At 70.0% G+C, this 13,715-nt stretch carries 12 protein-coding genes; 5 read left to right on the top strand and 7 right to left on the bottom strand.

Annotated features, from left to right (window positions below; translation table 11 throughout):
* Positions 1 to 89: 89 nt before the first annotated feature.
* From imuA' to sigJ, 3 genes are all read right to left on the bottom strand, one after another.
* Positions 90 to 872, bottom strand: a complete 783-nt coding sequence (gene imuA', locus ON34_RS04525; protein WP_040774613.1) for a DnaE2-dependent mutagenesis accessory factor ImuA' — start codon at positions 870 to 872, stop codon at positions 90 to 92.
* A 423-nt stretch (positions 873 to 1,295) separates the two neighbouring features.
* The gene (locus tag ON34_RS04520; protein WP_040774611.1) at positions 1,296 to 2,480 is read right to left on the bottom strand and encodes an NAD(P)/FAD-dependent oxidoreductase; all 1,185 of its coding nucleotides are present in this window, start codon (positions 2,478 to 2,480) and stop codon (positions 1,296 to 1,298) included.
* 82 nt (positions 2,481 to 2,562) lie between these two features.
* Complete coding sequence (gene sigJ, locus ON34_RS04515; RefSeq protein ID WP_040774610.1) at positions 2,563 to 3,507, bottom strand: RNA polymerase sigma factor SigJ; 945 nt, start codon at positions 3,505 to 3,507, stop codon at positions 2,563 to 2,565.
* A 96-nt stretch (positions 3,508 to 3,603) separates the two neighbouring features.
* On the opposite strand from sigJ, the gene ON34_RS04510 reads away from it, so the two are divergent.
* Positions 3,604 to 4,725, top strand: a complete 1,122-nt coding sequence (locus ON34_RS04510; RefSeq protein ID WP_040774609.1) for a serine/threonine-protein kinase — start codon at positions 3,604 to 3,606, stop codon at positions 4,723 to 4,725.
* A 210-nt stretch (positions 4,726 to 4,935) separates the two neighbouring features.
* Here ON34_RS04510 and ON34_RS04505 read toward each other — a convergent pair whose 3' ends face one another.
* Positions 4,936 to 5,580 (bottom strand): response regulator, encoded by a 645-nt coding sequence (locus tag ON34_RS04505; protein ID WP_040774607.1) that lies wholly within the window; start codon positions 5,578 to 5,580, stop codon positions 4,936 to 4,938.
* An 83-nt stretch (positions 5,581 to 5,663) separates the two neighbouring features.
* Entirely contained in the window at positions 5,664 to 7,046 is a 1,383-nt protein-coding gene (locus ON34_RS04500; protein ID WP_083889146.1) for an ATP-binding protein, read from the bottom strand.
* 489 nt (positions 7,047 to 7,535) lie between these two features.
* On the opposite strand from ON34_RS04500, the gene ON34_RS04495 reads away from it, so the two are divergent.
* The 3 genes from ON34_RS04495 to ON34_RS35775 are packed head-to-tail and all read left to right on the top strand — an operon-like array spanning position 7,536 to position 9,684.
* Complete coding sequence (locus tag ON34_RS04495) at positions 7,536 to 9,278, top strand: PspC domain-containing protein (protein WP_373291857.1); 1,743 nt, start codon at positions 7,536 to 7,538, stop codon at positions 9,276 to 9,278.
* Positions 9,271 to 9,486 carry a hypothetical protein gene (locus tag ON34_RS04490; protein ID WP_051022142.1) on the top strand — a complete coding sequence of 72 codons (216 nt, stop codon included), beginning with the start codon at positions 9,271 to 9,273 and terminating at the stop codon, positions 9,484 to 9,486. The genes ON34_RS04495 and ON34_RS04490 overlap by 8 nt, the downstream gene beginning before the upstream one ends.
* Positions 9,487 to 9,534: 48 nt before the next feature.
* Positions 9,535 to 9,684: a hypothetical protein gene (locus ON34_RS35775; protein ID WP_157172171.1), complete on the top strand. Its 150-nt coding sequence runs from the start codon at positions 9,535 to 9,537 to the stop codon at positions 9,682 to 9,684.
* A 15-nt stretch (positions 9,685 to 9,699) separates the two neighbouring features.
* Here the strand turns inward: ON34_RS35775 and guaA are convergent, their stop codons facing one another.
* On the bottom strand, positions 9,700 to 11,274 hold the full coding sequence (guaA, locus tag ON34_RS04485) for a glutamine-hydrolyzing GMP synthase (protein WP_040774601.1): 1,575 nt from the start codon (positions 11,272 to 11,274) through the stop codon (positions 9,700 to 9,702).
* A 119-nt stretch (positions 11,275 to 11,393) separates the two neighbouring features.
* Here guaA and ON34_RS04480 point away from each other — a divergent pair, with 119 nt between their 5' ends.
* Entirely contained in the window at positions 11,394 to 12,212 is an 819-nt protein-coding gene (locus tag ON34_RS04480) for an alpha/beta fold hydrolase (RefSeq protein ID WP_040774599.1), read from the top strand.
* Between the two features lie 80 nt (positions 12,213 to 12,292).
* On the opposite strand, the gene ON34_RS04475 is transcribed toward ON34_RS04480, so the two are convergent.
* The gene (locus ON34_RS04475) at positions 12,293 to 13,456 is read right to left on the bottom strand and encodes a GuaB3 family IMP dehydrogenase-related protein (protein WP_040774597.1); all 1,164 of its coding nucleotides are present in this window, start codon (positions 13,454 to 13,456) and stop codon (positions 12,293 to 12,295) included.
* Positions 13,457 to 13,715: the final 259 nt, after the last annotated feature.

Here is a 13,715-nt window from a genome sequence, read left to right as displayed (position 1 = left end):
ACTACCGAGCCCTCGAAGCCGCGCGGACCCGGCCAAGCTCGGAGGAGCATCCCGCGGTGATGCGGCAATCCGATCGGTCACTCGCTCGGTCACGACACGGCTTCCTGCGTGTCGATGGCTTCGACTGTCTGCGTGGCCTTGTCGCGCAGCACCCATTCGACGCGTCCCGCGTTCGGGCACAGATCCAGCCGTCCACGCCGGGGCGATCCTGTCTTGCCGCGCACCTCGACCGTCAAGCCGAGCGACCGCAGTCGTCCGCGCCCGCGGCCGAGACCGGCGTAACCCGCGATGCGGGCGTCGAGGTGGAGGGACGCGCCCGGCCAGCGGCCGTCGGCCACCACGAGGGTGGCGCCTTTGGCGCGGGCGCGGGCCGCGATCACCCTGCCGCGGGCGGGCGGAACGGCGCCGCCGCCGAGCCCGAGCACGACCAGGTCCAGCCCGTCGAGCAGGACTGCGGCGACCTCCACCGGGTCGGGGCCGGGATCGGCGATCACGGCGAGCCGCCGCAGCTGCGCCCCCATCTCCACCGCGGCGAGCAACCCGAGCCGGGGCATTCCGACCACCGCGGCATGCCCGCCGTCCTCGGTCACCGCGGCGAGCAACCCGGCCAGCAGCGAACTCGCTCCCGAGTACGCCACCACAGATCCCTTGACCAAGCCACCATCGGGCAACAATGGCGCGAGCGCGGCGGGCACCGGCAACGCCTCGGTGCGCCGCCCGGCGTCCGACCGGCCGTGCGCGGCCGCGACCGATTCACCGTGCCCAGGTACCGCTGCTATGCGTCTGCGCAGTTCAGCCAGTGAAGGAGGGCTCTCCCACCCACGGCCGCGCGACAGCGCACCCCCCTCCTGCGATATCGCATCCGAACCCATCCCAACCACCTACTTCCACGATGGACCCGAGGCGAAGCATGCGGGGCAACCCGCACGATTCGAGCAGCAGCACCGATTCAGCTATCGATCTGTCTCGAATATACGTTCGATACCGACCCAGTAGAAACCGACCCCCAGGTTTCGTCAAGGACCGTGTCCGTGTCGCCCCAAGACCGGGTGCGGCAGCCACTACGAATTCGGTGGCATCCGACCTGCGTGGGATGGAGGTCAGAACCGACAGTGACCCGGCCGCGCGTAGTCGGCCGGGTCACTGATCAGCATCTGTTCGAGCAGGTCTGAATTCGTCTCGCTGGCCGGATCAGCGTCCCACCTGCGAGATCTCGGACAGTCCCGACCACGGCGATACGGTGAGCGGGCCGTGTCGGCTCGTCCTGTCCGGCACGGCCCATCCGGGGTGCGGTGTCACGCGGTGATCGCCGGGGTCGACTCGGCGACGGTGATGTGACGGCGGCGGGACGGGAGCATCGATGTCGGGTGCGAGATGCTCCAGGCCGCGCTCTTGCAGATCACCTCTTTGAGCCGCGCGGCCGCTGTGCCGGTGAGCGCGGAAGGCTTGGGCTGATCGTCGGGGGTCACCCACTGCACGATCGCGTCGCGGCGGCCGAGGCTGATGCACTGGCCGGTGTAGCCGATCGAATTGCGGGGAACCTCGCGGCCGGTCAGGCGTGCGGCGATGGCGTCGGCCGCCTGGTATGCCGTCGGGACTCCCGAGGCGCAGGACATGCGCAGCGGACTGCCGCTCGCCCCGGGGGCGAGTGCGGCATCGCCGATGGCGTACACGTCGGGGTGCGAGACCGACCGCATCGTCTCGTCGACGACGATCTGCCCGGTCCGCGAAACCGCCAGGGTCGTGGCCGCGGCGATGGGATGCACGGCGAAACCGGCCGTCCACACGGTGACCTGGGCCGGGATGGCGCGGCCGTCCGCGGTGACCGCGCCGGTCGGCTGCACGCGGGCGATGTCGGTGTGCTCGTGCACGGTGATGCCGAGCCGGTCGAACGCTTTGCGCAGATGCCGCTGGGCCTTCTCGCTCAGCCAGTCGCCGAGGCCGCCGCGAGCGGCGAGGGCGACCGCGAGGTCCGGTCGGGCTTCGGCGATCTCGGTGGCCGCTTCGATACCGGTGAGACCACCACCGACGACCAGTACGGTCGCCCCCGCGCCCAGGCTCGCCAGACGCTCGCGCACCCGCAGCGCGGACTGCCTGCCTGCGATGCCGTAGGCGTGCTCGGCCACACCGGGCACACCGCAGTCAGCGGCGGCGCTGCCGAGGGCGTAAACGAGAGTGTCGTAGGCGATCTCGCGGGAGCCATCGGCGGCGACGATGCCGACGGTCTTGCGGTCGGCATCGACCGCGGTCACCCGCGCCAGTTGCACACGAACGCCCGTGCCCGCGAAAACGTCGGTCAGCATGCGGCGCTTCAGGTCCTGACCAGTCGCGAGCTGGTGCATGCGGACCCGCTCGACGAACTCGGGATCGGCGTTGACGAGGGTGATCTCGGTGTCGGCCGGGTGCAGCCGCTTGGCCAGGCGACCGGCGGCGTTGGCTCCGGCGTATCCGGCCCCGAGGACGACGATGCGGTGGGTCATGGTCTCACTCCTGTCTGGGTGGTGTTCGCTTCCTGAACCGGACAGCGGCCCGAACCCTGACAGAAATGAAGTGTGATCCAGGTCACCAGTTTTCGACGAGAGGCTCTTCGTGCTCGGACATCGCCCAGTGGCGCGTGGCGCGTTCGAGCTTGCTCGGATTGCCCTGGGTGTGGACGGCCGCGATGCCCTCGGTCGTCACCTCGAGGGAGATGACACCGACGACCCGATCGCCGACCACGATCACCAGCGCGGGCACGCCATTGGCCACCGCGGCGAACAGGGCGGCGCGACCGCCGATCATGTCCCACTTGGCCGCGGTGGGCTCGAACAGGCGGCGCAGGAACCGCGCCACCCGCAGCGCGCCCGTAACCGGCTCCGGCAGAGAGAAAACCACGCCGCCACCGTCGCCCGCGCTGATCGCATCGTCGGCCAGCAGCCGCACCAGCGAGTCGGTCTTGCCGCTCAGCGCGGCCGCGAGGAACTCCTCGACGATCTTGCGGGCGGCGGCCTCATCGACCTCCACGCGGGCCCGGTCGCTGGCCAGGTGCTGCTTGGCGCGCCGGTAGATCTGCTGGCAGTTCGACTCGGTGAGCTCGAGGATTCCGGCGATCTCGCCGTGCGAGTAACCGAATGCCTCGCGCAGCACGTACACGACGCGTTCCTTGGCCGACAGCCGCTCCATCAGGGTGAGCATCGCGATCGAGACCGATTCGCGCTGCTCGACGGTGTCGACCGGACCGAGCATCCGGTCCCCGGCGAAGACCGGCTCGGGCAGCCACTGGCCCACATAGGCCTCCCGCCGGGCCCGTGCCGAGGTGAGCTGGTTGAGGCAGATGTTCGTGAGCACCTTCGTCAGCCACGCCTCGGGCGTCTCGACGAACTCGCGGTCGGCGGCCTGCCAACGCAGGAACGTATCCTGCACCGCGTCCTCGGCGTCGCTCGCCGAACCCAGCAGCCGGTACGCGATCGCCTCCAAACGTGCCCTCGAGTTCTGAAACACCTCGACATCGCGCATACCGACCGACATGGTTGGAAGTCAACCACGAAAATCGCCGTTGACCGGCCGTCCCGGGCGCGGGCATGAATCAGGCCAGCTAGCCGTATTTTCCGCTACCCTGCACCCGTGACCGAACGCGCTCGTCCTACTGTCGGCCCTCAGTATCTCGTCGCAGGCCGCTACCGTCTCCAGTCGAAGCTGGGTGGCGGCGGCATGGGCGCGGTATGGCTGGCACACGACCGGCTGCTCGACCGGGATGTCGCGATCAAACAGGTCCTCACCACGGCCGGACTCGACGAGGCGGAGGCCAACGCGGTCCGCAACCAGATCATGCACGAGGGCCGGGTCGCCGCGAAACTCTCGCACGATCACGCGATCGCCGTGTACGACGTGGTGCTCGAGGCCGGTGAACCCTGGCTGGTGATGGAGCACCTCCCCTCGCGCAGCGTCGCCAAGGCGCTCGCGCTGGTCGACACGCTGCCGCCGATCGAGGTCGCGCAGATCGGCGCGCAGGTCGCCGACGCGCTCGCCGCCGCGCACGCGGTGGGCATCGTGCACCGGGACATCAAGCCGGGCAACATCCTTGTCGCCGATCGCGGTCCCGGTGTCGGCATGGCGAAACTCAGCGACTTCGGCATCTCCCGCGGCGCGGGCGAGGTGTCCGACGAACCGGACGGCGTGATCACCGGCACCCCCTCCTACCTGCCTCCGGAAGTGGCGCGCGGCGCGGAGCCGACCAAGGCCAGCGACGTGTTCTCGCTCGGCGCCACGCTCTACACCGCGATCGAGGGCCAGCCGCCGTTCGGTTTCCACGAGGACAGCGACGTCATCGTGCAGCGCGCCGCCATGGCGCAGATCATCCCGCCGAGCCGCAGCGGCGTGCTCACCCAGGCGCTGCTGCACATGATGGAGCCCGCCCCGCAGCGTCGCCCGACCATGGCCGAGGCGCGGGACGAAATCCTCACCGCCGCTTTCGGTCCCGGCACCGGGCCGTACATCATCGGGGCACCCGTCCGCACCGAGGACGGAACCATCCCGGCCTGGGCGGCGCGCAATTCGGCGTCGGGCATCCGCAGCCCGCACTCCACGCCGCTGCCTCGCCCGCACCGCAACCACGCCGGGGCGACCGCCGCCACGCCGGTTCAGCGCGCCAGAACTTCCCAGCCGAGCAGCGCCCCGCTGGCCATCGCCGTCGGCTTGCTCATCGGTCTGATCATCATCATCGCGATCATCGTCGCCGTCCTCTGACGTCCCCGCACGCCCGGGCGGCACCGTCGATCCGATCCCCGGAGCCGATGGCGCCGCGCGGCGACCGGACCGCTGGGCGAGTTCGGGCAGGGAATTCACACGATCGGTGGCGCAGTCAGACGAAGGGCGCACCGGGCCTCGCGCCGGACCGCAAGCAGCAGCGTAGCTGCTCTTCACCCGTGCAGACGCGCACGGTCTGGCGAAGAGCGGTCAGTCGATACGGCGGCGATGCGCCCAGCGGGTCAGGGCGTTGCGGTTGGATTGCTGGGTTTTCCGCAGCACATTGGAGGCGTGGGTCTCCACCGTCTTGACCGAGATGAACAGGGATTCGGCGATCTCCCGGTAGGTGTAGCCGCGGGCGAGCAGGCGCAGCACCTCCAGTTCGCGCGGGGTCAGCGAGTCCAGTTCGGGGTCCAGCGGCGGCTCGGGCACCGGGGACTTTCCGGTGAACGAGTCCAGCACGAATCCGGCCAGCCGCGGACTGAACACCGCGTCGCCGCCCGCCACCCGGCGGATGCCGTCGGCCAGTTCGGAGCCCGAAATCGTCTTCGTCACATACCCTCTGGCCCCGGCCCGGATCACCGCGATCACGTCCTCGGCGGCGTCGGACACGCTCAGCGCCAGACACACCGGCCCCGGCGCGATGCCCGACAGCACCGCGACCCCGCCACCATCGGGCATGTGCACGTCGAGTAGGACGACGTCCGGGCGCGCCGCATTGATCCCGGCGACCGCCTCGGCCACGCCACCGGCCTCGCCGACCACCTCCATGTCGGCCTCCCGGCTCAACTCCGCGCGCACCCCCGACCGGAAAACCGCGTGATCATCGACGAGAAAGACTCGCGTAAGCGCCACTCGCCCGCCTCTCCGTGTATTCAGGCCGTACCAGTCGGGCTTGTCCAGTTTGCCTTGCCACCCTAGCCATTCGTGCGAGCTCCTCACCTTCCGGGGCGCACCGGCTGCTCAGGCATCGGCGCCGGTTCAGGCATGGCTGCGGCGACCGACGAATCCTGGGATGCGGCGGTGGCATTCGCATCGCAATCCTGGCCACCGGAATCGCTGCGCGGCATGATGATCCGCACCTCCGTGCCGCGGCCGGGGGCGGACATGATCTCCACCTGACCGCCGCGGCGCTCGATCCGGCCGCGGATGGATTTGGCCAGGCCCCGGCGATCCTCGGGCACCGACGCCAGGTCGAATCCGTCGCCGCGGTCGCGGACGAAGACACTCACCTGGTGCGGCTCGGTCTCGGCGAACAGGTCGATCTCCGGGACACCCGCGTGCTTCGCGGCGTTGACCAGCGCTTCCCGCGTCGCGCCCAGCAGCGCGGTGAAATGTTCCTTGGGCAAACCGGCCCCGGAGCCGTCGACGTCCATCGACACGTCTCCCACGGTCACCGGCGCCACCTTCACCCCGTGCTGGTCCTCCACCTCGCCCGCGATGGTGCGCAGAGCCGCGGCCAGACTCGACTGGGCCGGACCGGAATCCTCGAACAGCCATTTGCGCAGTTCCCGCTCCTGGCTGCGGGCCAGCCGCACCACCTCCTGCGGGTCGTCGGCCTGCCGCTGGATCAGGGCGAGCGTCTGGAGCACGGAATCGTGCAGATGGGAGGCGATCTCCTCGCGTTCCTCGTTGCGGATGCGCGCGGAGCGCTCGGCGTTCAGCGCGCGCATCATGCGCAGCCACAGCGGAACCGTCAGCAACCCCGCGCCGATCAGCGTGACCCCGACGGCGAGCAACGCGGACCCGAGCGAACTCAGATCGATCCTGGCCAGCACCACCACACCGAGGCCGACCACGATCAGCGTCGCCCCGGCGACGACGCGCGACCAGGTCACCACCGACGGCCGCGCGGGCAGCCCGAGCAACGAGCGCGGGCCGTCGACGTCGTACTCCCGCCACACCAGCGCCGCGCCGATCGCGACCACGACGATCGGCGCGATCACCTTGGCCGCCGTGCCACTGAACACCCACGACACGGCGACCGCGAGCCCGAGCCCGAGCAGGGCGAGCCCGATCGCCTGCCGCCGCTCCGCGCCGGAGGGCTTCACCTGGTCGGAGCCACCCGGCGTGAAGATCCACAGCAACCCGTACGCGAAGATCCCGGCCCCCGCCAGTGCGGACAGCAACACGAACGCCATCCGCACCTTGAACACGTCGACACCGAGGTGATCGGCCAGACCACCCGCCACCCCGCCGACGATCCGTCCTCCCGATCGGCGCACCATCCGCGCCTGCGGCGGCTCGGGGACCAACGCGGGCGCGGGACCGCGGGCAGCGTCGAACCCCCGAGTGTCGAACGCGGGAACAGACGGGTACATGTCTTCGATACTGGCACGACCACCGGACGGCCAGCCATCGGGAATCACCCTGATCTCGCCCATGGTGACCGCTTCGATCAGGCCCTGAAGCTGGTCGTAGCCGGTCCGCCGCCCGTCCCCGGTAGCGCGCCGTTCCAGGGCGTTCGCCGTCTGCCCGCGAGGAATCCGCCGAGAAGTAGGCCACGGATTCAGGAGACGTCGACTGTTCGATCGGTCGATCCAGATCTTCTGAACAGCCCTGGTAGCAGCGCGGACCAGCACACGGACAGCAGCGGTGGTCATGCCCGCACGGGCTTGTGCCAGAGTATTGCTGAGTCGACGCAGCGCAGATAGAAGCGGCCATGAGGCCGAAAAACCCGGGTCATATTCAAAAATTCGCCTTATAACCAGCTGGTTGCTCGATCAGGCGATCGGTCCAAAGTGTTCCGGATATTTTTTCAGGGTTCCCCCCGATGTGCCGACGCACGGATCGGGCTCACCATGGGAAACATGACGAAAACCAGCTTCGGCGATCAGGTCCAGCAGATATGGCAGACGCGGCCGGTGCGGTTGCCGCGGCAGGGCCCGATCGCGGGTGTCGCGGCGGGATTCGCCCGCCGCTACGACATCGACCCGGTGCTGGTGCGCGTCGCGTTCGTGGTCTCGACGATCTTCGGCGGCGCGGGCCTCGTGCTCTATCTGCTGGCGTGGCTGCTGCTGAGCGCCGCGGGCGATCAGGCGTCGGCGGCCGAGTCGCTGGTCGGCAAAGGACACAGCTCGCAGTCGCAGACCAAGAGCATCGTGTTGATCGTGGCGCTGGCCATCGCGGTCAGCACGATGGGTCCGGTCGGCGTCGGTCTCGGCGGGTCCGGCCTGATCAGCCTGGCGCTGATGTTGGCGGGCTGGTGGATGCTGCACCTGCGCACGCCGACGCCGCCGCCGGGCACCACCGAAGCGTTCGGCGGGTTCGCGCCGAACGGCGGGATCACCGCCACCGGCTATCCCGGCGCGGTCTTCCCGCAGGGAGCGCCTCGGACCGTCGGCGACATGTACGTACCGCCGAACACCATGTACACGCCCTACACCAAACTCCCGGATTCGTATGTGCCGGAAACGCCGGTCCGAGCATATGGCGATGCCGAGACGGTTCCGCTGGACAAGGGAGTGGCCGACCAGCAGGGCGATGCGGAGACCGTGGTGCTCGACAAGTCCGCCGCGAGCCCACCGGCCGATCAGGCCGGGCCCACCGAATCGGAGACCTCGCCGACCGGACCGGGCTCATCCGGTAGCACGGAGACCAGCGACCGAGCCGACCTGCCCGCGTCCACCGGTGACGGCTCCGCGCCGGGCGAATCCGTGGAGAACACCGAAGGCGGGCGCGGTACGTCACCCGACGGCAGCCGGAACCCATCCCTTGGCCATCAACCCGAACCGGCCCCGCCAGCTGGGAACATGACGCCCCAGCTCGAAACAGAGCAGGTCGGCGCGTCACCCACCGATAGCCCCATCTCGCTCGGCAAGGACTTCACCGCGACCGGCAGGAACCGTCCCGCGGCGGCGCACCCCGCGATCATCGGGGGCGCAACGCCTCCGTCCTGGGATCCGCTCGGCGTCGCCCCGCTGGCCTGGGACCTGCCGGAACCCGCCCCCGTCCGCACCGCCGTGGCGGCACCGCCCAAGCGTCCGCGTTCGCGGCTGACCCCGGTGGTGATCGGTCTGGCCATCTTGGCGGCGGCCGGGGCGGGCGCCGCGGCGGCCTCGGGTGTGGAGTGGATGACGCCGGGCCGGATCGGCGCGACGGCGCTGGCGGTGATCGGTCTGGGCTTGGTGCTCGGCGCGTTCCTGCGCCGCGGCTACGGCCTGCTGGTGCTCACCGCGCCGCTGGCCGGATTCGTGCTGCTCGCCTCGGTCGTCGGCCCGATCGAGTTCGACCGCGGCGCGATGGGCGACCACATCTGGACGCCCGCCTCCGCCGCCGACCTGGCGCCGCAGTACAAGGTGACCATGGGCTCCGGCACGCTGGACCTGCGTTCGCTGAAATTGACCGAGAACCGCGCCGTTGACATCGACGCCCACATGGCCGAAGTCCGCGTGCTGCTGCCCGAGGACCTGACCGTCCGCACCCGCTGCACGACGTCCATGGCCGAAGCCATCTGCGACGACGGCCTCAGCGGGCCGAACCCGCCCGGCGCGCCGGTGCTCGATCTCAACGTCGATGTCCGATTCGGAAACGTGGAGGTGCGCCGTGGCTGAGCACGACGAGAACACCAGCGAATCCCGCCGCGGCCCGGCCGTCTCCCTGCTCATCGCCGGACTGCTGGCCCTCGCGGTGAGCGTGTGGGGCTTCATCGGTCCCGCGTCCCTGCCCGCGGCCAGCATGCTCCCGATCGGTTGGATCGTGGTGCTCGCCGCGATCGTCATCGGCATCGTGCTGGTGATCTCCCCGCGTAAACGATCGTGACCATCCAGCCGCCGCGCAGCGCCCATTGTTCTTGCCCGAGGAGAACTGATGAAGCCCGACGAGAAGGCCGCTCAGGCCGAAGCCACCGCAAGACCCGCGCCACCGGACCCGCGCGGCAGACCGCAGCTGTTCACCACGAACGGAACGCTCTTGGGCCATGTGGTCCTGCACAGTGCCACGTGGCACCGGCCGCGCTGACCGATTCGATCGGAGTTACTCCCACTCGATGGTGCCCGGCGGCTTGCTGGTTACGTCGAGGACTACGCGGTTGACTTCCGGCACCTCGTTGGTGATCCGGGTGGAGATGCGTTCGAGCACGTCGTAGGGCAGACGGGTCCAGTCGGCGGTCATCGCGTCCTCGCTGGAGACCGGGCGCAGCACGATGGGGTGGCCGTAGGTGCGGCCGTCGCCCTGCACGCCGACGCTGCGGACGTCGGCCAGCAGCACGACGGGGCACTGCCAGATCTGGCGGTCCAGGCCCGCCGCCGTGAGCTCCTCGCGGGCGATGGCGTCGGCTCGGCGCAGCGTGTCCAGGCGATCCGCGGTGACCTCACCGACGATCCGGATGGCGAGACCAGGGCCGGGGAACGGTTGACGGGCAACGATTTCCTCCGGCAGGCCCAGCTCGCGGCCCACCGCGCGAACCTCGTCCTTGAACAGCAACCGCAGCGGCTCGACCAGTTCGAACTCCAGGTCCTCCGGCAGCCCGCCGACATTGTGGTGGCTCTTGATGTTCGCGGTGCCGCTGCCGCCGCCGGACTCCACGACGTCCGGATACAGCGTGCCCTGCACCAGGAACTCGACCTTCGGCGCCGCGCCGTCCGCGTCGCCGTGCTCGAGCACCACCTCGCCCACCGCGTCCTCGAAGGACCGGATGAACTCCCGTCCGATGATCTTGCGCTTCTCCTCGGGATCGGTGACGCCCTTCAGCTCGCCGAGGAACTTGTCCACCGCGTCGACGGTCACCAGCTTGGCGCCGGTCGCGGCGACGAAATCCTGCTGCACCTGCTCGCGCTCCCCCGCCCTCAGCAGGCCGTGGTCGACGAAGACGCAGGTCAACCGGTCGCCGATGGCACGCTGCACCAATGCGGCGGCGACCGCGCTGTCCACCCCGCCGGACAACCCGCAGATCGCGTGCCCGTCACCGACCTGCTCGCGCACCGACGCGATCAGCGACTCGGCGATGTTCGCCGGGGTCCACGTGGACGGGATACCGGCGAGCTCGTGCAGGAACCGGCTCAGCACCTGCTGACCGTGCGGCGAGTGCAGCACCTCGGGGTGGTATTGCACGCCGGCCAAGCGGCGCGCGCGGTCCTCGAACGCGGCGACCGGGGCGCCCGCGGTGGTGCCGGTGACCTCGAAGCCCTCCGGCGCGTCGGTGACCGCGTCGCCGTGGCTCATCCAGACCGGTTGGAGGGCGGGCAGACCGCCGTGCAGCAAACCTCCGTCGATACTGAGCTCGGTGCGGCCGTACTCACGCGTGCCGGTGTGCGCGACCGTGCCGCCCAGCGCCTGCGCCATCGCCTGGAAGCCGTAGCAGATGCCGAAGACCGGCAGTCCCAGCTCGAACAGCCGTGGGTCCAGCTGCGGCGCGCCCTCGGCGTACACACTGGACGGGCCACCGGAGAGGATCACCGCCAGCGGTTGCTTCTCGGCGATCTCCTCCACCGTCGTGGTGTGCGGAACCACCTCCGAGTACACGCTCGACTCGCGAACCCGCCGTGCGATCAGCTGCGCGTACTGGGCTCCGAAGTCCACGACGAGGACCGGTCTCTGGGTTTGTGCCACCCACCCAGTTTAGTGAGCGGCGAAACGAGCGAATCATCGGCACAGCGTCCTCGCCTACCGCCGAGTCGACCGGCCGAATCGTCCCGCGCACCTCCGCCCCGCTGGTTATCCTTCTGCTCGTGCCCTTCGCCCGCGCGATCGATGCCGACATTCACTACGAGGACAGCGGCGGGGACGGCCCGGTGGTACTGCTGGCGCACGAGTTCTTCATGGACCGCACCATGTTCGCCGCCCAAACGGCCGCGCTCGCACCGGAATTCCGGATCGTCTCCTGGGACGCACGCGGCCACGGCCGCACCAGGGACGAGGGCCTACCGTTCACCTACTGGACCGCCGCGCGCGACGCGCTGACCGTGCTCGATCACCTCGGCGCCGAACAGGCCGTGGTCGGCGGCACCGCGCAGGGCGGCTTCACCGCGCTGCGCACCGCACTGATCGCGCCGGAACGGGTCTCCGCGCTGATCCTGATCAGCACCGAAGCGCACGGCCCCACGCCCGAGCAGTCCACCGCCACGCAGAAGTTCCTCCAACAGTGGTACGACGACGGCTCCCGCGAACGGGCCGCGCGGCAACTGGCCTCCTGGCTGATCGGCGACGACGAGTGGTACCGCACGATCTGGACCCAGCGCTGGCTGGTGCGCGACCGGCGCGGCATCGAGGCCGCCGCTGGCTGTCTGCTGAGCCGGGATTCGGTGCTGGACCGGCTCCGCGAAATCGCCTGTCCCGCCTTGGTGATTCACCCCACCGACAGCGGCATGGACCGCGAGCGCGCCCGGCAACTGGCGCGCGGCTTGTCCGGCGCCACCTTCGTCGAGATCGCGAACGCCCGGCTGGCGGTGACGATGACCCACCCAGAGCCGGTCAACCACGCGATTCAGCAATTCCTGCGCACCAGGACGAAGCCGACCCGTAGAACGAAACCGACCCGGGTGCGCTGAGCCGATTCACGCCGCCCAGCCCTGTGGGGTGCGAGTCTTACGAGCACCGTTCGCCGCAGGCGCTGCACATCGAACACAGCTCAGGCACGCACGCTGAGACCGACCTTCTGGAATTCCTTCAGATCCGAGTAACCGGCCTTGGCCATCGAACGCCGCAGGCCCCCAACGAGATTCAGCGACCCGAACGGATCGTCCGACGGACCGTAGAGCACGCGCTCCAGGCTCGGGCGCACGCTCCCGCCCTCCGGCTCGCCACCGAGATCCCACGGATCGTCGACGTGCAACAGCGAACCGCGCGGCACCGAGGGATGCGCGGCGGCCGACGGCCAGTACCAGCCACGGCCCGGCGCCTCCGCGGCCGCGGCGAGCGGCACCCCGAGCATCGCGGCATCCGCCCCGCACGCGATCGCCTTGGCCAGCTGGCCGGAGGTCGCGATGTCCCCGTCGGCGATGACGTGCACGTAGCGGCCGCCGGTCTCGTCCAGGTAGTCCCGGCGGGCCGCGGCGGCATCGGCGATCGCGGTCGCCATCGGCACACCGATGCCGAGCACCTCGCCGGTGGTGGTCGCACCGGGGTAGGAGCCGTAACCGACGATCACGCCTGCCGCGCCGGTGCGCATCAGGTGCAGCGCGGTGCGGTGGTCGCTCACGCCGCCCGCGACCACCGGCACGTCCAGCTCGGCGATGAAGGTCTTGAGGTTCAGCGGTTCACCGTCGCCGACATGCTCGGCGGAGATGATCGTGCCGTGCACCACCAGCAGGTCGATGCCAGCCTGCACCAGCGCCGGGGTGAGGGTGCGCGCGTTCTGCGGGCTCACCCGCACCGCGACCGTGACACCGGCCGCACGAACCTGCGCGACCGCCGCGGCGAGCAGGTCCGGCTGCATCGGCGCGGCGTGCAATTCCTGGAGCAACGCCACGGCGCGCTCGTAGCCGCCCTTGCCGACGAGTTCGAGCAACTGGTCGATCTTCGCCGAGACGTCCGCGTGCCGGGCCCACAGGCCCTCGCCGTTGATCACGCCGAGCCCGCCGAGGCGGCCCAACTCGATGGCGAACTCCGGCGACACCAGCGCGTCGGTCGGATGCGCGAGGCACGGGATCTCGAAGCGGTAGGCGTCCAGCTGCCAGGACAGCGAGACCTGCTTCGACGAGCGGGTCCGGCGCGAGGGGACGATGTCGACGTCGTCCAGCTCGTAGGTACGCCGGGCGGTCCGGCCCATGCCGATCTCCACCATGTCGCGCACGGGAATTCTCCTTAGTTTTTTGCGGCGCTCTGTCTGATTTGCAGCGCCTGCGGCGCTGCGTGTTCGCGGCCCCGGGAAGTCTCGCGTCCGAGCGACCGAGACTCGCGCCTGCGGCGCATGCGCTTCGGTCACTCGGACGCGAGACGGGCCGCGAACGGTGCTCGTAAGACTCGCACCCGACAGGGCTGGGAGGCCTGAATCGGCCTGTATTTTGTTTTGCCAGCACCTGCGGCGCTCGTAAGACTCGCGCCTCCAGTCG

Source organism: Nocardia pneumoniae NBRC 100136 (genome assembly GCF_000308755.1).
GTDB classification, from domain to species: Bacteria; Actinomycetota; Actinomycetes; order Mycobacteriales; family Mycobacteriaceae; genus Nocardia; species Nocardia pneumoniae.
The sequence above is the reverse complement of the archived record's forward strand: the minus strand, read 5'-3'. Positions and strand labels throughout refer to the sequence as shown.

What these genes read in the sequence shown, in the direction of transcription:
- ON34_RS04495 (WP_373291857.1), top strand. Translation starts at nt 7,536, where the DNA reads ATGACGAAAACCAGCTTCGGCGATCAGGTCCAGCAGATATGGCAGACG.
- sigJ (WP_040774610.1), bottom strand. Translation starts at nt 3,507, where the DNA reads ATGTCGGTCGGTATGCGCGATGTCGAGGTGTTTCAGAACTCGAGGGCA.
- imuA' (WP_040774613.1), bottom strand. Translation starts at nt 872, where the DNA reads ATGGGTTCGGATGCGATATCGCAGGAGGGGGGTGCGCTGTCGCGCGGC.
- ON34_RS04500 (WP_083889146.1), bottom strand. Translation starts at nt 7,046, where the DNA reads ATGTACCCGTCTGTTCCCGCGTTCGACACTCGGGGGTTCGACGCTGCC.
- ON34_RS04520 (WP_040774611.1), bottom strand. Translation starts at nt 2,480, where the DNA reads ATGACCCACCGCATCGTCGTCCTCGGGGCCGGATACGCCGGAGCCAAC.
- ON34_RS35775 (WP_157172171.1), top strand. Translation starts at nt 9,535, where the DNA reads ATGAAGCCCGACGAGAAGGCCGCTCAGGCCGAAGCCACCGCAAGACCC.